26 protein-coding genes are annotated in these 19532 nt (G+C 47.4%); 15 read left to right on the top strand and 11 right to left on the bottom strand.

All coding sequences use genetic code 11. The annotated features are described in order from the left end of the window. Window positions 1-20: 20 nt before the first annotated feature. From ACLEXF_RS24640 to ACLEXF_RS24590, 11 genes are all read right to left on the bottom strand, one after another. Window positions 21-245, bottom strand: a complete 225-nt coding sequence (locus tag ACLEXF_RS24640; RefSeq protein ID WP_003019687.1) for a DUF2688 domain-containing protein — start codon at window positions 243-245, stop codon at window positions 21-23. 99 nt (window positions 246-344) lie between these two features. Next, the gene (locus ACLEXF_RS24635; protein ID WP_003019685.1) at window positions 345-605 is read right to left on the bottom strand and encodes a KorC protein; all 261 of its coding nucleotides are present in this window, start codon (window positions 603-605) and stop codon (window positions 345-347) included. Beyond that, the gene (locus tag ACLEXF_RS24630) at window positions 606-1724 is read right to left on the bottom strand and encodes a protein klcB (RefSeq protein ID WP_071443965.1); all 1119 of its coding nucleotides are present in this window, start codon (window positions 1722-1724) and stop codon (window positions 606-608) included. A gap of 47 nt (window positions 1725-1771) precedes the next feature. Next, window positions 1772-2239: an antirestriction protein gene (locus ACLEXF_RS24625; protein ID WP_071443966.1), complete on the bottom strand. Its 468-nt coding sequence runs from the start codon at window positions 2237-2239 to the stop codon at window positions 1772-1774. Window positions 2240-2420: 181 nt separating this feature from the next. Continuing rightward, the gene (locus ACLEXF_RS24620; protein ID WP_072778620.1) at window positions 2421-2618 is read right to left on the bottom strand and encodes a DUF905 family protein; all 198 of its coding nucleotides are present in this window, start codon (window positions 2616-2618) and stop codon (window positions 2421-2423) included. Window positions 2619-3078: 460 nt separating this feature from the next. Further along, a complete protein-coding gene (locus ACLEXF_RS24615) occupies window positions 3079-3291 on the bottom strand; it encodes a hypothetical protein (RefSeq protein ID WP_223307920.1) in 213 nt (70 codons plus the stop codon). After that, entirely contained in the window at window positions 3288-3536 is a 249-nt protein-coding gene (locus tag ACLEXF_RS24610) for an antirestriction protein ArdR (protein WP_071443967.1), read from the bottom strand. The genes ACLEXF_RS24615 and ACLEXF_RS24610 overlap by 4 nt, the downstream gene beginning before the upstream one ends. Beyond that, complete coding sequence (locus tag ACLEXF_RS24605) at window positions 3536-3844, bottom strand: HigA family addiction module antitoxin (RefSeq protein ID WP_003019666.1); 309 nt, start codon at window positions 3842-3844, stop codon at window positions 3536-3538. Before ACLEXF_RS24605 ends, ACLEXF_RS24610 begins: the two co-directional genes overlap by 1 nt. Before the next feature lie 8 nt (window positions 3845-3852). Further along, entirely contained in the window at window positions 3853-4152 is a 300-nt protein-coding gene (locus ACLEXF_RS24600) for a type II toxin-antitoxin system RelE/ParE family toxin (RefSeq protein ID WP_071443968.1), read from the bottom strand. Between the two features lie 1013 nt (window positions 4153-5165). After that, window positions 5166-6044 carry a plasmid replication initiator TrfA gene (gene trfA, locus ACLEXF_RS24595; RefSeq protein ID WP_048207660.1) on the bottom strand — a complete coding sequence of 293 codons (879 nt, stop codon included), beginning with the start codon at window positions 6042-6044 and terminating at the stop codon, window positions 5166-5168. Between the two features lie 137 nt (window positions 6045-6181). Further along, window positions 6182-6328, bottom strand: a complete 147-nt coding sequence (locus ACLEXF_RS24590) for a single-stranded DNA-binding protein (RefSeq protein WP_048207679.1) — start codon at window positions 6326-6328, stop codon at window positions 6182-6184. A 105-nt stretch (window positions 6329-6433) separates the two neighbouring features. Between ACLEXF_RS24590 and ACLEXF_RS24585 the strand changes: the two genes are divergently transcribed. The 15 genes from ACLEXF_RS24585 to ACLEXF_RS24515 all read left to right on the top strand — a co-directional run bounded on the left by ACLEXF_RS24585 (window position 6434) and on the right by ACLEXF_RS24515 (window position 19146). After that, window positions 6434-6838 (top strand): transcriptional regulator, encoded by a 405-nt coding sequence (locus ACLEXF_RS24585; protein ID WP_048207662.1) that lies wholly within the window; start codon window positions 6434-6436, stop codon window positions 6836-6838. 184 nt (window positions 6839-7022) lie between these two features. Beyond that, window positions 7023-7979 (top strand): P-type conjugative transfer ATPase TrbB, encoded by a 957-nt coding sequence (trbB, locus tag ACLEXF_RS24580; protein ID WP_072778622.1) that lies wholly within the window; start codon window positions 7023-7025, stop codon window positions 7977-7979. A 113-nt stretch (window positions 7980-8092) separates the two neighbouring features. Next, window positions 8093-8476, top strand: a complete 384-nt coding sequence (locus ACLEXF_RS24575; protein WP_003019650.1) for a TrbC/VirB2 family protein — start codon at window positions 8093-8095, stop codon at window positions 8474-8476. A 2-nt stretch (window positions 8477-8478) separates the two neighbouring features. Continuing rightward, on the top strand, window positions 8479-8805 hold the full coding sequence (locus ACLEXF_RS24570; protein ID WP_003019648.1) for a conjugal transfer protein TrbD: 327 nt from the start codon (window positions 8479-8481) through the stop codon (window positions 8803-8805). Next, window positions 8802-11345, top strand: a complete 2544-nt coding sequence (locus ACLEXF_RS24565) for a VirB4 family type IV secretion/conjugal transfer ATPase (RefSeq protein WP_071443970.1) — start codon at window positions 8802-8804, stop codon at window positions 11343-11345. Before ACLEXF_RS24570 ends, ACLEXF_RS24565 begins: the two co-directional genes overlap by 4 nt. Continuing rightward, the gene (locus ACLEXF_RS24560) at window positions 11342-12049 is read left to right on the top strand and encodes a VirB8/TrbF family protein (protein ID WP_048207665.1); all 708 of its coding nucleotides are present in this window, start codon (window positions 11342-11344) and stop codon (window positions 12047-12049) included. Before ACLEXF_RS24565 ends, ACLEXF_RS24560 begins: the two co-directional genes overlap by 4 nt. A 15-nt stretch (window positions 12050-12064) precedes the next feature. Continuing rightward, window positions 12065-12955, top strand: coding sequence for a P-type conjugative transfer protein TrbG (gene trbG / locus ACLEXF_RS24555; RefSeq protein WP_003019641.1), 891 nt, complete (start codon window positions 12065-12067; stop codon window positions 12953-12955). 2 nt (window positions 12956-12957) lie between these two features. Further along, window positions 12958-13410 (top strand): conjugal transfer protein TrbH, encoded by a 453-nt coding sequence (locus tag ACLEXF_RS24550; RefSeq protein ID WP_032194780.1) that lies wholly within the window; start codon window positions 12958-12960, stop codon window positions 13408-13410. Window positions 13411-13413: 3 nt separating this feature from the next. Continuing rightward, entirely contained in the window at window positions 13414-14808 is a 1395-nt protein-coding gene (locus tag ACLEXF_RS24545) for a TrbI/VirB10 family protein (protein ID WP_048207667.1), read from the top strand. Window positions 14809-14820: 12 nt separating this feature from the next. Further along, window positions 14821-15591, top strand: a complete 771-nt coding sequence (trbJ, locus tag ACLEXF_RS24540; protein ID WP_046960647.1) for a P-type conjugative transfer protein TrbJ — start codon at window positions 14821-14823, stop codon at window positions 15589-15591. 12 nt (window positions 15592-15603) lie between these two features. After that, on the top strand, window positions 15604-15777 hold the full coding sequence (trbK, locus tag ACLEXF_RS24535; protein WP_024252956.1) for an entry exclusion lipoprotein TrbK: 174 nt from the start codon (window positions 15604-15606) through the stop codon (window positions 15775-15777). 4 nt (window positions 15778-15781) lie between these two features. After that, the gene (trbL, locus tag ACLEXF_RS24530; protein ID WP_048207669.1) at window positions 15782-17341 is read left to right on the top strand and encodes a P-type conjugative transfer protein TrbL; all 1560 of its coding nucleotides are present in this window, start codon (window positions 15782-15784) and stop codon (window positions 17339-17341) included. A 10-nt stretch (window positions 17342-17351) separates the two neighbouring features. Continuing rightward, window positions 17352-17657 (top strand): lipoprotein, encoded by a 306-nt coding sequence (locus tag ACLEXF_RS24525; protein WP_032310194.1) that lies wholly within the window; start codon window positions 17352-17354, stop codon window positions 17655-17657. Window positions 17658-17672: 15 nt separating this feature from the next. Then, a complete protein-coding gene (locus ACLEXF_RS24520; RefSeq protein ID WP_048207671.1) occupies window positions 17673-18443 on the top strand; it encodes a conjugal transfer protein in 771 nt (256 codons plus the stop codon). Between the two features lie 16 nt (window positions 18444-18459). Continuing rightward, window positions 18460-19146 (top strand): TraX family protein, encoded by a 687-nt coding sequence (locus ACLEXF_RS24515; RefSeq protein ID WP_053065212.1) that lies wholly within the window; start codon window positions 18460-18462, stop codon window positions 19144-19146. Window positions 19147-19532 lie beyond the last annotated feature (386 nt).

Genomic DNA, 19532 nt, shown 5'->3' with positions numbered 1-19532 from the left:
TCAGACACTGAACCGGTTAGCTAGTGTCCTCTGCGATGAAGCGTTAATGTTGGCTGGCATACGCGCCGAACAGCAAGCTCCATGATTTCTTTACTGATACGTTGATTTTCTTCTGGCGTAAGACATTCAGCACAAATTTGACCTAATTCAGCCTTTAATGAATTTGCACCAAAAACGCTATGTTTAAGCATGGTGAGACTGCAGCCGCAACGCTTGCAGTGAGTATGGATAAGTGTATTTTTCATCGGAATTCTCCGGCTGCTGACCTGAGTGCTTTACCCGGCCTTCACAAACATTATAGGACATTTTGTCCTATCCTGCAATTTTAGCGGCTAAAATTCTTTTCACACCTTCCAGATTTTACCCAATCCGGCATATTCAACCAGGATAGCCCAGGCCGAAAAAGGAATGGGGGTATCTCCCCCAATCCAGCGCCTGACGGTTCGACTGTCTTTCAGTCCGGTCAGTGTGGCTGCTTTGCTTCCTGTTAGCTCTGCTATCTGCATCAAAGTACGAATTTCTTCTGGCGTCGGACAAACCCATCCCGCACCAAAGGGTAAAAAACATTCTGACCTGATTGAGACAGGGTAGGGTTTAGTTTGCATTCACGATTCACCTGTTTTGTTGTCTTCCAGTAATTTCAGTTGATCAACATTGTAAAAAGTACGAACGCAAGTAGGGTCAAAATCCACTACCTGAGTTCCGCGACGGTTGATTCGATAACGTATAGGCTTATCTTCATGCGCCTCCACGCATCCTGAATCGTATATCGTAACGATTTTTACAATAGTGCCAATATTTTTAGCAAACACCGGATGATGCACACTCACGATTTCACATCGAGCACCAACGTAAAATTCCTTGTAGCGCTCAACGGTAATCATCCTATCTTTGTATTCTTTGGGACGTTCCTTTGCCAGCTGCTTGCGCCGTTCGCTTTCGGCCCTCATAGCTTCTCTTTCAGCCTCCCGTTCTCTCTGCATAACCGCTGTAATGCGTTCCTGGGCTGCTACAGCCCATTTACGGGCGATAAATGCTTTAGAGGCGGGTAATAACGCCTCAACCCTAACAAAGCCGTCAGGGAGCGTTAGAGGCGTTCTGTCAGGGGGAGGCGAAAGGGATTTTAACCAATCAGGCAAAGGCTCAGATGCCAGCCTGTCACGGGAATCAGCAGCGATAAAAGCAGGTTTCTTTCTGGCGTCAATCAGGCTTTGAAATACGCGGGATACATGTGCATCAACGGTTTCTCCAGGTCTGACTTCTGAAAGCCTAACAAAATGCGAACGATACCCTGTTTCGGATACAAAGGGTGCGCCTAAATCAACAGCATGAAACGAGGTGGAAAGATACCCCATCATACATCCGGCTTCGACCTTAACCCTTGCTCGCATACCACTGAAACTTTCGATGATAAAATCACCGTGCTGGCCCCACATAGGAACGCTACCGTCATCAGCACGGCAATATTCACTGATAACATGAGCCGCTTCATGTTCACCGGCATTACACCCAAAGAAGGTTTTACCGTTCATTTTCCAGATACAGGCTTCAAACCGGTACACAGCATCATGACGCTGTTGCAGATCACCGGTCATACAGGCTTTATTCAAATCAATTAGCGCAGAGTACGCCGCGTCCAGAATTCGATGGTCGTCCGGCAGCTGCTGCGCAATGGCTTCCATTTGCTGATCGCGAGAGTCATCGCCAGGATAATGTTTGGACATATTAAACCCCTGAAAAATCCCCTGCAGAGCAGGGGATAAAGACTCACTTAATCGATGGCCGCACGGAACTGCGCATATTCTTGATGCCCGCTGGCGTAATCAAACAGCTGATGATAATAAGCACTGCATCTTTCTGAAAATGGCAGATTAGAATTAGCAAGCTGGGCCAGCACAAAACTGGTTGCCACCATACCTGCAGCTTCTGCGCTTAACAAACCGTCAAAGTAATTACCCTGGACAGAAATACGGTAATGTTCACGGCTGTTTGGTGCCATAAAATAACCACCATTTGAAAGTTCATAAAAATCCCACTCACCACCATCGTAATGGGCTTCAATTTTATCCAGCGCACTACTTAAATATTGGCTTTTATTTTCAGAACTTAATTTACGCATCCACTTATAAGTGTGGTTTTCCACCAAAAGCCAGTATTGGCCGAAGAATTTCGGCATAAACATCAGGCGTTCTTCATAATCTGTAAGTTTACGAGCAGTAACGATAACTTCATTATTCATCGGAGTTCTCCGGTAGTTGACCTGAGTGATTTACCCGGCCTTCACAAACAGTATAGGACATTTTGTCCTATACCTCAACACTTAATAAACTGTTGAGAAAATTTTATTTGTCATCATATTTCCTTTTTATCTAAGAGCTGAATAAATTTAAGAAGGCCCGCTATGCGGGCCAGTTTGCAAATCATTTTTTAATGAAGCGCTGCAGCTGCTGCTTAAAATTATATTCAAAGTCCGGTTCAAAATCCCATGCGCGCCAGATAAGAAGATTGGTATCAGCCTCGCGAATTTCTACCTGGTGATCATCGTGCTTAGTAACGTTAGCAACCTTAACAGTTACAGTATCGACAAGGGGAGGGAGGTTCTTAAGTACATCTTTCATCGGAGTTCTCCGGTAATTGACCTGAGTGACTTACCCGGCCTTCACAAACATTATAGGACATTTTGTCCTATAATGTGAAGTGTTTTATTCTATTTCCCGACAAATTCTGAATACAGCAACCACCCAATAACAATGATACATGCAATATCAAAAAATAGAGAACAGTATAAATAAATACCTTCTGCTTTAATAAATTTTGTGAAGTGTGAATTAAACAAATCAGCACTTATATTCTCTTTGAGATCTTTATTCATTTTCTTGGCGTCAATCATTGCGTGAATTGACTTTATTAAATTGTGAAAACTTGCAAGTAATGAAAAGGTAAACACAAACAAATATAAATCCTTTTTTGTCCCCACCTCAAGCAGATAATAAATAAATGATGCAATAATCAAAACAAAGAAAACGGCAGATACTATTGACTGGATAATGCAGCGTTTTCTGTCCCATTTTATAAAACTTAAAAATGGTCCTTCTTCCAGACCTCTTCTTCATTATCATCATTTCCAGGTAGATCATACTTACCATCTAAAACTTTCTTTATAAATTGACTACGCTTGATGAAATTCATCATTACCGCAAAAATTATATACGACAAAGCGGCAACAATCATTCCAAAGTGAAGTAACGGAAATGTCGTAAATACCGTTTCAAAATGCGCATTATCATTCATATAAGTTCCTTCTTATTTTCCAAAACAACCCAACACTTCGAACCATCATACTCGTTACCACCTTCGGCAATAAAAATATGCTCACTGGAATCAATAGCTATTGCACCAGGTCTTTCATGTTGAGGGTCACGCAGACAATTTTTCCAGCCGTAAACCGCATCATTCCAGATAAGCACTATGCCGCTATCGGCATGTTCCGGGTTCTGTAATCGCCAGCTCCGGGCTATTTCTACGTAATTGATCATTAACCTGCCTCCGCGAGCAGATCCTGAATAGGGCGGAAATGGTTATTCGCTATAATATTTCGGCTCTCCCAACGGTCATGAGCGGCCTGCAGGTTAATCCAGAAATCTTCATCAGTCTGGAACAATACGGCCAGCTGTGAGGCTTCTGCTACGCTGATACGGCGGCTGTTATTGATTATCTGGCCGATAACTTTGCGGGACACACCCATTACCAGCGCCAGCTCTGCTTGGGTGATGTTCAGCGGCTTTAAAAATTCTTCTGACAGCATTTCGCCTACAGTGGTTGGTTCTGCGGTGATCGTATCCATATACCCCCCTAGCGGTATTTATGTGGATCGAGATAAATGTCGTAAGCATGGCCATCGCGCCAGCGAAAGATTAGACGCCACTGAATGCTCACCCGAATGCTTGACCATCCAGCGAGATTACCCTGCAAGCGTTCATAATTATTACCGGGCGGCGAGAACAATGACTTCTCACTGCTGGCAGCGGCCAGAAGAGACAGCTTACGGCGAAGCGGCTTTTCAATGATGGCCGGTATCTGTGCGCTCCGTGTCCCATGCACGTAGAACGCTGCAAGCTCACCGTTCTGGCTGTCCTTAAAGCTACCAATCATTCCAGCGCTCCATCATATTATTGAGTGTTCATTATATCATCAAATACGAGTTATGCGACCAAATTGGAACATGAAGATACCAATTTTGCACATTTTAAAATGATCCAATCGCGCATAACGATCCTAAGACGATCCCTTTAAAGCCCTTCTTTCTGGCGTAAACCCTTGCTGTCTTATAGCGGTTTAGAATTTCGAAGTTTACCTGGTATCTCTAGCGAGTATCTATGTCCGGCAAAGGTACTTTGCCGAGAGCGAAGCGGCCTAAGCTCGCGAAGCGAGTGGGTTATTATGTAGTTACATCATCCGTTAAGGTTTCTGCTTTGGGCCTTAACAAGGCCCGGAGCAGAAAACCTTTAAGGGCCAGATGTTTTGTACATTGGTTAGTGCGGTTGCGCCAGAGATTTATCTCTGGCAGAGCGAAGCGGCCTAAGCTCGCGAAGCGAGTGAGTCATTTTGGGGTGAAGACCGCTTGCGGTCGAGGGGCTTGCCCCTGGGGGGATGGGAGGCCGCTTGCGGCCGGGAGGGATTGAGAAGGGGGGTTCCCCCCTTCGGGGGCGTCGTTAGACGCGGTTAAAAATAAGGTTAATTTTTTTGGTTAAAAGTGGTTAAAGGATCGGTTAAAAGATTGGTTAAAGATCTGGTTAGAGGGGTGTGCAAAACTCAATTAAGACAATGATTATTAAGTGGAAAAATATCCACATGCGCCCCTCATATGTCATAAAGTAGCCCCTCAAGTGTCATGAAATCGCCCCTCATATGTCATAAAGTAGCCCCTCAAGTGTCATGAAATCGCCCCTCATATGTCACCATGACGCCCCTCAAATGTCGTAATTCCGCCCCTCAAATGTCATATCTTTACCGGTTTATAAACAAGGTTATCCACAGAAACGGGGGATGATTTGAGAACGTGATTAAGCTATGTACAGCTAAACATTTTTTTTTTTGGTAGCTAAACTTACGGCAAAAAAAAAGGGCGGTAATAACTCGCCCCTCAAGTGTCGTAATGTTGCCCCTCAAGTGTCGCCATCTGATTTAGGCTCGTCAGTGCTTCGCTTACAGTAGATACGATCTTTATCTACCCAGGCACTGTGAATGAGGCCGCTTTCTTTAAGTTCAACGCAGGCTTTATTGACCTGTTCGCGCCACTTTTTAATGCGATCTGAATCAGAACCGCACATCAGCTTGAAGGTATCCAGTTTCATAGGGTAGGGTTCGCGGTGGGAACCAAAGTAATCAAACAAGCGGCGAGCGGTGGGGGAGAGCTTGCGATATTTTTCCCAAACAAATTTCGAATAATGGTCCCCGGCAAAGAGTAAAACCATTTCCTTATCAATCATCACTTCACAGCGCGATGACCTTGTACCGCGCTCAATAACGCGAAATCGTCCGATTAGAGAAACCGACTCCAATTGCCCGACGCGATCAGAAATGAACTGCATGGCCGTTGCCTGCAGCCGGGTAAGACACTCCTCAGCTTTACTGATGTAACGCCCATTGTAAGACCATCCTAAATCCTGACAGAGTTCATAAAAAGTGAAAGTAATGGGTTCTCCCATGGGTTTCCTTTTGGCGTACTCTAGAACTTGCTGCCATACCAACTCGTCATCATCGGCCCTTAGCTCAAGTCCGGTATACGTGATACGCACGTCCTTATTGATATGATAAATTTCTTTTTTTTGCAGAGCTTCGCGGGGCTGACGCTTATTTTTAACAGTAAAGAGCGCAGAGCGCGCATAGTCGTTAGGTAGTGCTCGCATGGAATCAGGCCATGGAGCAATATCGAAAAGCGTCAGCTGCTTTTGTGTATTCTTTTCGTCGATAGTTTTTTTACGCTGGGCCAGTGCAGCCTCTTTCAGCTTATCGAGTTCTGAATGTGTTTTGTTATCTGTCATAAAAGCCTCAGCCGCTTTATCTGCGAATTGAGAAAAGGCCCATAGCGGGCCTTCATTCTATACTATGTTGCCATAGGGAACTTTGCAGCGTTTTCTGCAGCCTTACCCCATACCTTGATACGGAAAAAGTCGGTATATTACTTGACTTCACCGCTTTCCTGTTCTTTATAGCTCCCGTTAACCGCTATATCGAAAATTGCGATCGGTGTGCTTTTTGCTGTATACCGTAACTCTGTGTCTTTTGTTAGATTTCCGATAAACTGAAAACGCTTAAGATTTTTCATATGCAGATCTCTATCTCTGTGACTAGGGAACATAGAGTTTAGCTAAACAATTTGATTCGGTCAACATTTTAGCCGCTAAAATTTACATTGAGGCGTAAGCGTATCGTGTACAACCTAATTTTTTTTACTAACATCCTCAGACTGCTTGAAGAAAGAGGTATGACAAAGCAGGAGCTTTCCCAAAAAGCCGGGGTTTCAATCTCTTTTTTGTCGGACCTAACAAATGGAAAAGCGAACCCATCTTTAAGGGTGATGGAATCCATTGCTAATGCCCTCGATGTAGCCCTTCCTGTTCTCCTTGAAACAACTGATCTTGATGAACACAGCCTTATGCTGATGGCTAATGGAAAACCTGTTAAGAGCCTTCCCCCTGGCTATGTAAGAGTGTCCGTCATACTTTCCGAACAGCAAGCCTTTCGGGTACGTATGTGGAGTGATCAGGCTCGCCAGAAGTTAGGGCAGGAAGCAAAGGCAATGCTGGAAAAAATGCAGGAAAAGAAAGACAGTTAACGCCAGAAAAGGATGGTTCTGCAGGGATGCAGATTTTAGCCGCTAAAAAACATCCCCTTTCCCCGTCTTCGAACTACCAATAATTTCTCTTTAATGCTGGATTAACTCTTGCTTGCAAGTTTGTTTCGGTATATCGTTTGCCGTGATTTCAATTGTAAAAGCTATGTAAAGAAAAAGAGGAATTATGGACGCTGTAGATTCCGTTGATTTAAGAGCGATAGAAAAGCTCAAAAGGGACATGGGGCCAAGTTTGATGGAAGCGTTGGAAGATCCTGAAACGCTGGAAATCATGCTCAACCCGGATGGCAAGCTGTGGCGTGAGAAATTCGGTCAGCCTATGTTCTGCATGGGAACAGTGCCTGTACAACGTTCAAAAACCATTCTTCAAACTATCGCGGGCTTTCACAAAAAGATTATCGATCACAAATCGCCATTTCTTGAATGTGAACTCCCTATTGATGGTTCCCGTTTTGCGGGTCAGCTGCCGCCACTGGTTGCCGGTCCAACCTTTGCTATTCGTAAGAAAGCCTCACGCATTTTCCTTCTGGATGAATATGTAGATAAAGGCGTAATGACCAGGGCGCAGGCTGATTTTATTTGTCGCGAAATTGCCGCGCATAAAAATATTCTGGTTATTGGTGGTACTGGTTCAGGGAAAACAACGCTGTTAAACGCCATCATTGCTGAAATAGTTCGTCAGTTTCCAGACGAGCGTATCTGCATTATCGAAGATACGGGCGAAGTGCAGTGCGCCGCGCAAAATTTTGTTCAGTATCACACCACTGTTGACGTCACCATGACAGACATTCTTCGTCTGATCCTGCGTATGCGACCTGACCGTATTTTCGTAGGTGAAACACGCGGCCCGGAAGCCCTCGATATGCTTGACGCCTGGAACACCGGGCATGAGGGCGGCGCGGCCTCACTTCACGCCAACAACACGCTTTCTGCTCTCACGCGTCTGCGTTCACTGATCTCACGTAACCCGTTTGCTCCGCGAGAAATTGAGCCGGTAATCGGCGAAGCGGTCAACGTGATCGTCCAGATTTCTAAAACTACTGAGGGTCGCCGGATTAAAGAAATCCGCGAGATTCAGGGTTATGAAAACGGGGAATATATTTCCCAGCTCATTGCAGCTTAAAAAATGGAGGACATATCTACCACACACAGCAACGAAACTCAGGCCAACGGGCAGGCCATAAAGCTCAACCTTATTCAAATCGTTCCAGAACAACCTTAGTAAGGGGTTATTTAATGAAAACAGGTCTTTCCCACTTCAACCTCAGCAAACACGCCTTTATTGCATTTTTGGGCGCGATGCTGTTTTTCATGGCAGCTGAACCTGCTCTGGCGTCAAACACATCTGGCGGTGGCCTGCCGTTCGATGACTGGATGACCAACATCCGTACTTCTGTTACAGGACCATTTGCATATACCGCTTCCATTATCGGCCTGGTCGGTGCAGGCGCGATGTTGATCTTCGGCGGTGATATGAACGGGTTCCTTCGTACCCTGATTTTCATCGTTCTTGTTCTTAGCTTCCTGGTTGCGGCTCAAAACACGTTGTCTGCAATCACCGGGCAGGGTGCAGAACTGGCAGCAATGCTGACCAGCTCTAAAACAGGGGGAGTGGCATAACCATGGCATTACGCACGATCCCCATTCGTAGGGCGGCTTCAAGAACGAACCTCTTCATGGGCGGGGACCGTGAATTGGTTATGTTTTCAATCCTGCTGGCAGCGGTCCTTATCTTTACATCACAAGACTGGATCGCTGCCGGTGTAGGCATCGTGATTTGGGCGGGAGCACTTTTCCTGTTAAGGAAAATGGCTAAATCAGATCCGATGTTACGCCAAGTTTATTTGCGTAGCCTCAAATACAGCCAGCCGTATTATGCGCCCCGCGCTACGCCGTTCCGCAAAAATACAGGAACCCAAGGCAAACGTTATGAAAGGGTGAAAAAATGAATACCGCAATTCCTGTCTTAGTTGCGCTGATAGGGCTGATCTTGCTTGGCATGATGCTGGCTTACTATCAGCGTATGGTGAAGGAATATCACCTTAAAAAACATCGCTCGAAGGATGAAGCCTTAGCCGACATGCTGAATTACGCCGCTGTTGTTGATGATGGCGTGATTGTATGTAAGAACGGTTCTTTTATGGCGTCATTCTTTTTTAAAGGTGCAGACAACGCGAGCGCGACCGACCAGGAAAGAGAGCTTGTCTCATTTCGCATTAATAAAGCGATTGGCAGACTCGGCAACGGCTGGATGATGCACGTTGATGCAATGCGTACCCCGGCTCCGTCATACAGTGACCGAAACGCTTCACACTTTCCTGATCGTGTTTCCGCTGCCGTGGATGAAGAACGCCGCCGTCTGTTTGAAAAGCTGGGGCAACTGTATGAAGGGTGCTTTATCGTTACCTTCACCTGGTTCCCGCCAGCGCTGGCAGAAAGCAAATTTACGGAACTGATGTTTGATGACGACCGCGAAGCCTCCACTGATAAAGACGCTACGCTGAATCTCATTGAAAAATTTAAGCATGAAATCAGCATAATTCAGGCGAACCTTTCACAGGCAGTTTCAATTGAGCGACTGAACGGCGTGAAAGTCGAACTGGAAGACGGCTCCGTCGCAACGATGGATCAGCAGCTGGAATACCTGCAGTATTGCATTACGGGGCTGCAACATCCTATACGTCTGCCAAACAACCCTATTTATCTGGATAGCCTCATTGGTGGTCAGGAGTTTATTCCTGGCATCACGCCACGTATCGGGAAGAACTTCATTCAGGTTGTGGCGATTGAAGGCTACCCCTCTGAATCTTATCCGGGCATTCTCACTAAGCTGGCCGAACAGCCATGTGAATACCGCTGGTCCACGCGCTTTATTTTCCTCGATTCTCACGAAGCCATTTCAAAGCTGACGGCATTCCGCAGGAAGTGGAAACAGAAAGTACGCGGTTTTATGTCTCAGCTGTTCAATACCAATAACGGCTACGTTGATGAAGACGCATTGTCTATGGTCAACGATGCATCTTCTGCTATTGCAGAGACTAATTCCGGTTTGGTCAGTCAGGGTTATATCACCAGTGTCATTATCCTGATGAATGAGGACCGCCAGAAGGTCGAAGATGCCGCTGAGTTTATGCGCAAGGCTGTTAACAATACCGGCTTCGCCGCGCGAATTGAAACCGTGAACACGGTGGATGCCTACTTTGGTTCCTTACCGGGCCATGGCGTTGAAAACGTGCGGCGACCGCTGGTAAATACCCTTAACCTTGCCGATCTGATGCCAACCAGTACAATCTGGCCGGGCGAAAATAAAGCCCCAAGCCCGATGTTCGAAGTAGGCGCACCACCATTGACACACTGTGTCACGTCAGGGAATACGCCATTCAGACTTAATCTGCATGTTCGTGACCTCGGCCACGCCTTCATGTTCGGGCCAACCCGTGCAGGTAAATCTACCCATCTGGCGTTAACCGCTATGCAGTGGCGTCGTTACGCTAACTCGCGCATTTTCACTTTCGATAAAGGTCTGTCGATGTTTGCTACCTGCAAGGCCGTAGGCGGGAAGCATTTCACGATTGCCGGTGATGATAACCAGCTGGCGTTTGCACCTTTATCACGACTGGATACTCCTACACGCCGCACATGGGCGATGGAATGGATTGAAGCCATTCTGATCCTGAACGGGGTCAAAGTTGATGCTCCTATGCGAAATGCTATTGCTGACGCCATTAAGAGTATGTCTGAGACTCACTCCAAAACCCTGTCTGAATTTACGGTTACGGTTCAGAACAATGTCATTCGTGAGGCACTCAAACAATACACCATTGATGGCAACATGGGTCATCTGCTCGATGCAGAAGAAGATGGTCTTGATATTTCTGACTTCATGACGTTCGAGATTGAACATCTCATGAACATGGATCAGAAATACGCGCTGCCGGTGCTGCTCTATCTCTTCCGTCGCATTGAAGAATCGCTGGATGGTAGTCCTACACTCATCATCCTCGATGAGGCCTGGCTCATGCTGGGTCATCCAGAATTCAGGGGCAAAATCCGCGACTGGCTTAAATCCATGGCTAAGAAAAACTGCTCTGTTCTTATGGCAACTCAGCAGCTTAGTGATGCGGCCAACTCTGGCATTCTCGATGTCATTATTGAGTCAACTGCCTGCCGAATCTTCCTGCCAAACAGCCACGCCCTGCAGGAAGAAGCCATGCCTCTGTATATCAATATGGGGCTTAATCGCCGTCAGATTGAAATTATCGCGTCTGCCGTACCAAAACGCGATTACTACTACGTATCCGAAGAAGGCCGCCGCCTGTATCAGCTCGCGCTGGGGCCACTTGCGCTGGCATTTGCGGGAGCTACTGATCCCGATTCAATCGCTGCAGTTAAACAACTGTCCGAAACATACGGTGATGGCTGGGTTGATGAATGGCTACGCACTAAGGGTCTGGACTTAAATGATTATGAGTATGAGGTCGCTGCATGAAACTTTTTAACGGTAAAAAAACCCCTCAGCCTGATAGCCCTAATCCGTATCTCAATGCACGTCGTTCATGGAATATCCACATGGGCCATGTGCAGCAGTTCGGGGCGCTGGGTATTTTCATTGGTGTAGCGGGTCTGCTTATCGGTCTGGCCGCTGTGGGGGGAATTACTTACATCGGGAGCCAGTCGAAAATTGTCCCGATGGTTTATGAACAGGACAAGGCAGGTAACTACGTCAGCCTGACACGGGCAGACCGTTTGCCGCCAGCGAAGATCGACGACTACCGCACCGCTGTATGGAACTTTATCGATCACATCAGAACGGTTACGCCAGATGGTGAACTACAGCGTAAGTCCGTATTGCGCACCTACGCGTTTTTGTTCCCGGATGATCCCGCCACAACAAAAGCGAATGAATACCTGAATGGTTCGAAAGAACGTAATCCTTTCACCCGTGCAAAAACGGAAATGGTCAGCTCTGAGCTGATTTCCGTTCTGCAGCAAACGCCAGATACCTGGCAGGTTGACTGGATTGAGACAACACGTAACCGCGACGGTACGTTAAAAAATCCACCGGTCCGAATGCGAGCACTGGTCAACGTTTATCAGAACACTAATCTGAACGCAAAAATTAACGAAAACAATGATGTGATGAACCCACATCGTATTTTCATTAAAGATTTCAACTGGTCAAAACAACTGTAAATTCGGGGCCGAAACATGAAAAAGTCAATTATCTCAGCGTTAATTTTGAGCTTACCGCTTCTGGCTAATGCGGCTCCCGGTAGTGATCCGCTGGCCGACCAATATTTCTCTAACAATGAGCCATCGCTCACACCACAGGAGCGAGCAGCCATTGGAATAGGTCAGAAATGGCAGACCGGTGCTGGCAGCGTAACCAGTAAGCCATTTGCAGGGCCAGACGGTGCAATCAGTTACGTGTATACAACGGGCCAGACGCAGATTGTCTGTGCCGTACTGCAGCTGTGCGATGTCGCTTTGCAGCCAGGAGAGAACGTCAACAATATTGACGTTGGTGATCCACGCGTAACGGTATCTCCTTCAATCACTGGTTCTGGTGCAGCGCAGCAGCTGCATCTGATCATCAAGCCTCTGGATGTGGGCCTTGATACCTCTTTGGTCGTGACGACTGACCGCCGCACATATCGTATGCGTGTTAAAACCAGCCGCACCAAATTTATGCCGTATGTGTCTTTTACCTACCCGGAAGACGCGCAGGCTAAATGGGATGCCATTCGGACGCGTGAAGCCAAGCAGCTGCGTGACAACACAATTCCTCAAACTGGTGAATACCTGGGGAATCTGGATTTCAACTACAAAATCAGCGGTTCTGCTGGCTGGAAACCGGTACGTGTATATAACGATGGCGTCAAAACCATTATCCAGTTCCCTAAAACGATTTCTTCTGGCGAAACCCCAATCCTTCTGGTTGTGCGTAAAGAAGGCGGGCTGTTCTCTAAAGACGAAACGCAGCAGGTAAACCTGCGTACCCAGGGAGACAGAACGATTGTCGATGGCCTGTTTGACAAGGCATATCTGGTAATTGGCGTCGGTTCGAGCCAGGAAAAAGTGACTATCACAAGGGGCTAATAATGAAAGCAGCAATGAAATTAACCTCTGCTATGGTGCTGGCCGCAAGCCTGTTAATGACTGGCTGTGTCTCTTCCGGTTATGGCAACTATTCGAATGCCAATATGTTCGCCTCTACGAGCATGGCAGATAACACCGTTGCGCATCTGGCAGCGCTGTATCCTCCGGGACGTACTACGTTCACGATGAAACAACCTGCCAAAGATCAGTTCGGTTCGGCACTTGTTCAACGTCTTCGGTCGCGGGGTTATGCCGTTATTGAGTTCACGAAAGACGGTAAGCCTCAGAGCGCCCTGGCAAATTCAGGGACCACTCTTGGTTATGTCGTGAACACCGTCGCGCCTAACCTGTACCAGGTCACAACGTATGTTGGTGGCGTCACGTTAAGCCGTGGTTTCGCTCTGGCAACAGACGGCAAAGCATACCCGGCAGGCCCATGGACTCGTGAGGAATAAAGGATGGCTGACCAAGATAAAATGTCCCCCGACGCTTCTCCGGGCGTTGCTAACAAAACCGATGTACGCCGCGTTAACAAAAGACCTATGTACATTGCTATAGGCTGTGTGGCTGCATTCTGCCTTGTCGTTGCATACGTCGCGAATAAACGTGCCAACCAGGGCGCGTCTGATACGGCAGAAACGACTGTTCAACGCGGCAGCAGCCGCGATACCTCAGCAATGGCAATGGATGTTATGGGAGGTGGTAGTTCCGGGCTTATTGAAGCACCGGCAACACCGCCAGAGATTCCGAAACAGGATGATAAAACCAAACCGAGCACAGATTATACAGCGGTTCCCGTTGCACCGGTGGCTGATCCAGATCAGCCGCCCGTACCGCAACGGTCGGAATCACCACGGCAGAATGATCCAGAAGCAGACCAGATTCGTCGCAATAAAATGCGTGATTTTGTTGAGGCCGTAAAAGCTAAAACGGAAGTGAGCCTGCCTAACCAGCTTGGGCGTTCAACCACTGCAGGCAATACACCGCAAACCCGCGATGAAATGCTGCAGGAAATCGCTAACGTTCGCCGTCAGATGGAACAGAACAATGCTGGCGATGCTACTGCAAGTTATGACGCTCAGGTTCAGAGAATCCGGGCCTCTATGAATGGCGGCGCAGATAGCGGCAGCGATACTGGTATGCAGCTGGCATCAGTGGGTGGTACTTCCGTTTCCCGAAATGACATCAACCAGTTCGGTAAGAAAGGGCAGGGTGACAGATGGTTACTGGATGAAAAAGTTTCGGCACCACACAGCCAGTATGAACTTCGTGCGGGCTGGGTCATTCCTGGCGTCATGATTAGCGGTATTAACTCTGATCTTCCAGGGCAGATTGTTGGTCAGGTTGCTCAGGACGTTTATGACTCGGCAACAGGCAAATACCTTCTTATCCCTCACGGTACTCGCGTGATAGGTACATATTCAAGCGATGTTGCCTATGGTCAGGAAAGGGTCATGATTGCCTGGCAGCGTCTGGTATTCCCGGACGGAAAAGCTCTTGATTTAGGCTCCATGCCGGGCGCAGATATGGCGGGTTATTCTGGTTTCCGTGATCAGGTTAATAACCATTACTTCCGTATCTTTGGTAACGCTCTGCTGCTGTCAGGTATCACCGCGACAATTGCTTACTCTCAGGATCGCGACCAGAACAATAACAACTCGAATCAGGCTCCGAACATGAGCAGTGAAATGAGTGCAGCGCTGGGTCAGGTATTCGGTCAGGCCATTGCGCAGGTTGTACAGAAAAACCTGAATATCGCGCCTACGCTCGAAATTCGTCCGGGTTATCGCTTCAATATCATGGTCACTAAAGACCTGGCATTCACAAAACCTTATCAGGCATTTGATTACTAAGAGGACAAGACGATGAGTACACGTTTCGTTTTAGCCGCTAAAAAAGCGTTACTGGCTTCCTTCGTGGCGTCAATCATGGCATTACCGGCGCAAGCCGGTATCCCTGTCATCGATGGTACTAATGTGGTGCAAACCACGATCAGCGCAGTCAATAACGTTCAGGCTGTGGCAAAACAGATCCAGCAGTACCAGACGCAGCTGCAGCAGTATGAAAATATGCTCAAAAATACAGTCGCACCTGCGGCCTATATCTGGGATCAGGCCAATTCAACCATCAACAAATTGTTGCAGGCGCAGGACACTCTTAATTACTACAAAAATCAGGCAGGGAGTCTTGATTCATATCTGAAACGCTATCAGGACGTGAATTACTACCGCTCATCACCGTGCTTTAACAGTAATGTTGAATGTACTGCGGATGAAATCAGCGCACTGCGTAAAGCTGAACAGAACAGCTCTGAGGCACGTAAAAAGGCCAACGACGCTGTGTTTAAGGCTCTCGACGAACAGCAGGAAACATTGCAAAGCGATGCTGATAACCTGGCAGATTTGCAGACTCAGGCAACCGGCGCGCAAGGGCAAATGGAAGCTATTCAGGCAGCTAACCAGCTTGCCAGTGCTCAAACGAACCAGCTGCTGCAAATCCGCTCGCTCCTGGTAGCTCAACAAAACGCTGCAGCAACACTGGCACAGGCTCAGGCCGATAAAGAGGCCCAGCAAGCAGCTGCATCAGAAACATTCAGGGCTGGGACTTATACCAAAAGCCCCGCTCAATCTTGGTAAGGTGATACTCCTATGAAATATATCATTCCACTCATTCTGTCGGCGTTCTTTATCACAGCTTGCGATCAAAAAACCGAACCCAGCCAGATTGATTGCAGTAAGTCAGTATCAAAGATGACTGACCAGGAAAAAAACCAGTGCGGTAAATCTGGCGAGTTTACAAAAAGCCCCGAAAAGAAATGGTGACAGAATGAAATTCAGGCATCTAATTTATCCTTGCTTATCTGTGTTGCTGATATTAATCAGCACACAGGCACAGGCTGCACCATTAGATAGTGCTGGGTTGCTTGATGATATCCTTAACCGCTTTGCAAATGTTGCCAGCACTTGGGCTGGCACCATACAAAATTACGCGACCTGGATATTTTGGTCATTAGCGGTAATTTCGATGGTATGGACATTCGCAATGATGGCAATGCAGGGCGAAGGATTATCGGCTGCTCTTGCAGAAGTAGTTCGTTTTTTTGCTGTGTTAGGTTTTTTCTTCTATCTGCTAAAAAACGGCCCGGCAATATCGGTTGATATTCAGGATTCATTACGACAACTCGCGGCTAATGCTTCTGGTTTATCAAAATCATTCTCGCCTTCGGGCATAGTAGATATAGGGTTTGATATTGTATCGAGAGTCGTAGACCAATCATCTATTTGGTCCCCAGCTGACTCAACTGTCGGCTTGATTTTAGCCGGAGTTATTCTATGCGTATTAGCACTTGTCGGTGTAAATATGCTTCTCCTACTGATTACTGGTTGGATTTTAAGTTACGGCGGTATTTTCTTACTCGGTTTTGGCGGTGCTCGTTGGACTTCCGATATTGCCATTACATTCTTCAAAACAGTTTTAGGAATTGCCCTGCAGCTGTTCACAATGGTTCTAATCGTTGGTATTGGAAAATCCTTCATAGACCAGTATTACCAAGCGATGGGCGCTGACGCAGTACAAATGAAATCTATGTTTGTAATGCTTGTAGCCTCAATTGTTCTTTTGGTTCTTGTTAATAAAGTTCCTCCTATGGTTGGCAGTATTGTAGGAGGCGCGTCAATGCAAGGCATTGGTGGCTTTGGTGCCGGTGCAATTATTGGGGCTGCAGCTGCAGCAGGAGCCGCAATAGCAACTGCTGGCGCTGCAGCGGCAGCGGGTGCCGCAAATGCAGCTGGGGGCGCATCAGCACTCAAAGCGGCGTTTGAATCAGCACAAGCAGCCATGGCCGAAGAATCAGGTTCTGGCGGTAAAAGCGGTTCAGGTTCCGGTGGAGGATTTGGCGGCGGGGAAGATACCGGTTCTGTAGATACTTCTGGGGGCCAACCATCTGGCGGTTCCGGTGGTTCGTCTGCATGGAGCAGTTCAGGTAGCGCCAGCGGAGGAAGCCAGGGGTTTGCTTCTTCATTCTCACGAGCTGGCCGTATGGCTTCTCACATGGCGAGTAGCTTGGCAGAGGGCATGGCTGCACGCAATACGGCCAAGCATGACTCAAAAATCAGCGCGGCAAAAGACACCATTGCACAAACTGCAGGTGGTCAGCTTGCTTCCCAAATCCGTGCGCAAACAGCTGCTCGTCAGTCTGGCCCGATGGTTTCAGATGACACGGCTATGCAGGGTGCTTTCGCCAGTAACGATAACGCCAGCACAAATCAGTTTAGTGGTGACGGCCTGAGTGGAAGTCAGCCAGATACAGACAATGGTTCTGGAAAGTCACAGGCTCCACAAGGCAGTGATGAATATGAACAGTTCAAAAACAAACAAAACTTCTAAGGGGTTCGTTATGAAAGCAATACTTTCCGTTCTGGTTCTAGCTGCAAGTTCTGTTGCTATGACAGCCCCGGCTAAAGCCGCAGATCCATGCGAACAGGTCTTATGCCTGTATGGTGTGATGACAACCGGAAATGTCGCAAGCGGGTGTTCAGGGCCGGTTGGTGACTATTTCAATATCATCGAGAAAAAACACGGTTCTTTCCTGCCGGATCATACTTCGCGCAAGCGTAAAAAACAGCTGGATAAGTGCTCATCCGCTGGAAGTGATGTGGTTGAAAAAATTAATAACAAGTTTGGCCGTCTTCGCGGGCTGTGATCAAAGGAGAATAATATGCCGTATTTAGATATGCCACCGGCTCAGGTTGAACGTGTAGTTTGCTCAATTACTGCAGCGATAAAATATCAGGTTCCGGCTAACATTATGTTAGCCGTAGCTGAAAAAGAGGGTGGTAGTACCGGACTTGAGAATAAAAATCGCAACTCAAATGGCACATATGATGTGGGCCGTATGCAGTTCAATACGATTTATTTAAAAGATCTGGAAAAATACGGCATTACAGCAGAGGACGTAGCACAGCCTGGCTGTTATTCATATGATTTGGCTGCGTGGCGTATACGCGGCCATATCAAAAATGATAAAGGCGACATCTGGACAAAAGCTGCAAATTATCATTCAAAAACGCCTCAATTTAACGAGGTCTATCGTGCTGACCTGATAAGAAAAGCAGCTAAATGGCAGACATGGATTGAAGCACGCTTTAATACGTTTGATGCGACAAAGCCTGCCGGAACGACTCCACAGCCGCAACTGGCGGCTGCAGGGGTTACGCCAGAAGAAAGGGCGGGGAAAAGCATTGCGCAGGTTACTGACCTTGCACAAAGCGACACACACGCTACAGAACCGCCAAAGAATGACGGGACAGCAGCAACACCATCTACGCCGGATCAACTTATTGGTTTTGCCGCTTCTGTAAAACAAATTCCGGTTAAAAGCGTCGCAAAGGCTGACTACCAGCAGCCCGCACAGCAACTACCTGGTCGTTATAACAAGGCTGCAGCGGATGCACTGGCTGCAGTATATGGAAATATCAAACTACGTTGATTTTAGCGGCTAAAACATGCCTTTCAAAAATGTAGAACTCATTAAGTGGGTCGCTTTAATCTTAATGATTGGCGACCATATTAATAAATATTTATTAAATGACACAATCCCCATTTTATATAATGCCGGACGTGTTGTGATGCCTCTTTTTTGCTTTGTTCTGGCGTATAACCTTGCCAGACCAGATTCATACACCTATAGCGTATATTCAAAAGTCTGTCAGCGCCTGATGATATTTGGCCTTCTGGCGACACCTGCATACATAATGCTGGGTGGTGTAATTGATGGTTGGTGGCCGCTTAATATCCTTTTTACCTTGCAGGCCGTCACCATCATTTGTTACCTCATTGAATTAGGCGAACGTAGACATCTTCTCTTTGCTTTATTAGTTTTTGCTGGCTATGGCGCAATAGTTGAATTTTGGTGGCCTGCGGTGGCTATGGGTGTATGTATCTGGCTATATTATAAGAAGGGAAGGGGAGTATTTATTCTCCTTGCATTTGTCAGTTGCGTACTACTTACTGTTATTAACCATAATTTTTATGCACTACTGTCTATACCGTTAATTGCAATTATCGGGAATATCCGTTTTAATCTCCCCCGGCTAAAATGGTTTTTTTACGTCTTCTATCCCACACACCTTTATCTGATTCTGGCTTTACAGCTTTACCTTGCTACAAAGGGCTATCTGTTTTTCACCTGAGGATGATGGGAACCCGGCCCTGTCCGGGCGAGCCATTTTAACACCGGCATAGTGATGCTGATAGAAGATGCAAAAAAGCCCGACTGGCAGCCGGGACAGTACATGCGCAGCGGGCGAACTCCGGGCCGGTATGACACGCACACGGCCAGCCGGGACAGTACATGCGCAGCGGGCGAACTCCGGGCCGGTATGACACGTACACGGCCAGCCGGGACAGTACATGCGCAGCGGGCAAACTCCGGGCCGGTATGACACGCACACGACCAGCCGGGACAGTACATGCGCAGCGGGCGAACTCCGGGCCGGTATGACACGTACACGGCCAGCCGGGACAGTACATGCGCAGCGGGCAAACTCCGGGCCGGTATGACACGCACACGACCAGC

This window comes from Klebsiella pneumoniae complex sp. WS1778 (assembly GCF_049472055.1).
GTDB classification, from domain to species: Bacteria; Pseudomonadota; Gammaproteobacteria; order Enterobacterales; family Enterobacteriaceae; genus Klebsiella; species Klebsiella quasipneumoniae.
Note: the sequence above shows the minus strand (reverse complement) of the source record. Positions and strands in the feature narration are given on the sequence as shown.

Coding starts and splice junctions, on each gene's coding strand:
- ACLEXF_RS24520 (WP_048207671.1), top strand. CDS start 17,673: ATGCCGTATTTAGATATGCCACCGGCTCAGGTTGAACGTGTAGTTTGC.
- ACLEXF_RS24570 (WP_003019648.1), top strand. CDS start 8,479: ATGGCATTACGCACGATCCCCATTCGTAGGGCGGCTTCAAGAACGAAC.
- ACLEXF_RS24550 (WP_032194780.1), top strand. CDS start 12,958: ATGAAAGCAGCAATGAAATTAACCTCTGCTATGGTGCTGGCCGCAAGC.
- ACLEXF_RS24640 (WP_003019687.1), bottom strand. CDS start 245: ATGAAAAATACACTTATCCATACTCACTGCAAGCGTTGCGGCTGCAGT.
- ACLEXF_RS24605 (WP_003019666.1), bottom strand. CDS start 3,844: ATGGATACGATCACCGCAGAACCAACCACTGTAGGCGAAATGCTGTCA.
- ACLEXF_RS24625 (WP_071443966.1), bottom strand. CDS start 2,239: ATGAATAATGAAGTTATCGTTACTGCTCGTAAACTTACAGATTATGAA.
- ACLEXF_RS24610 (WP_071443967.1), bottom strand. CDS start 3,536: ATGATCAATTACGTAGAAATAGCCCGGAGCTGGCGATTACAGAACCCG.
- ACLEXF_RS24560 (WP_048207665.1), top strand. CDS start 11,342: ATGAAACTTTTTAACGGTAAAAAAACCCCTCAGCCTGATAGCCCTAAT.
- trfA (WP_048207660.1), bottom strand. CDS start 6,044: ATGACAGATAACAAAACACATTCAGAACTCGATAAGCTGAAAGAGGCT.
- ACLEXF_RS24515 (WP_053065212.1), top strand. CDS start 18,460: ATGCCTTTCAAAAATGTAGAACTCATTAAGTGGGTCGCTTTAATCTTA.
- ACLEXF_RS24620 (WP_072778620.1), bottom strand. CDS start 2,618: ATGAAAGATGTACTTAAGAACCTCCCTCCCCTTGTCGATACTGTAACT.
- ACLEXF_RS24525 (WP_032310194.1), top strand. CDS start 17,352: ATGAAAGCAATACTTTCCGTTCTGGTTCTAGCTGCAAGTTCTGTTGCT.
- ACLEXF_RS24545 (WP_048207667.1), top strand. CDS start 13,414: ATGGCTGACCAAGATAAAATGTCCCCCGACGCTTCTCCGGGCGTTGCT.
- ACLEXF_RS24565 (WP_071443970.1), top strand. CDS start 8,802: ATGAATACCGCAATTCCTGTCTTAGTTGCGCTGATAGGGCTGATCTTG.
- trbB (WP_072778622.1), top strand. CDS start 7,023: ATGGACGCTGTAGATTCCGTTGATTTAAGAGCGATAGAAAAGCTCAAA.
- ACLEXF_RS24635 (WP_003019685.1), bottom strand. CDS start 605: ATGCAAACTAAACCCTACCCTGTCTCAATCAGGTCAGAATGTTTTTTA.
- trbK (WP_024252956.1), top strand. CDS start 15,604: ATGAAATATATCATTCCACTCATTCTGTCGGCGTTCTTTATCACAGCT.
- trbL (WP_048207669.1), top strand. CDS start 15,782: ATGAAATTCAGGCATCTAATTTATCCTTGCTTATCTGTGTTGCTGATA.
- trbJ (WP_046960647.1), top strand. CDS start 14,821: ATGAGTACACGTTTCGTTTTAGCCGCTAAAAAAGCGTTACTGGCTTCC.
- ACLEXF_RS24575 (WP_003019650.1), top strand. CDS start 8,093: ATGAAAACAGGTCTTTCCCACTTCAACCTCAGCAAACACGCCTTTATT.
- trbG (WP_003019641.1), top strand. CDS start 12,065: ATGAAAAAGTCAATTATCTCAGCGTTAATTTTGAGCTTACCGCTTCTG.
- ACLEXF_RS24630 (WP_071443965.1), bottom strand. CDS start 1,724: ATGTCCAAACATTATCCTGGCGATGACTCTCGCGATCAGCAAATGGAA.
- ACLEXF_RS24600 (WP_071443968.1), bottom strand. CDS start 4,152: ATGATTGGTAGCTTTAAGGACAGCCAGAACGGTGAGCTTGCAGCGTTC.
- ACLEXF_RS24590 (WP_048207679.1), bottom strand. CDS start 6,328: ATGAAAAATCTTAAGCGTTTTCAGTTTATCGGAAATCTAACAAAAGAC.
- ACLEXF_RS24615 (WP_223307920.1), bottom strand. CDS start 3,291: ATGAATGATAATGCGCATTTTGAAACGGTATTTACGACATTTCCGTTA.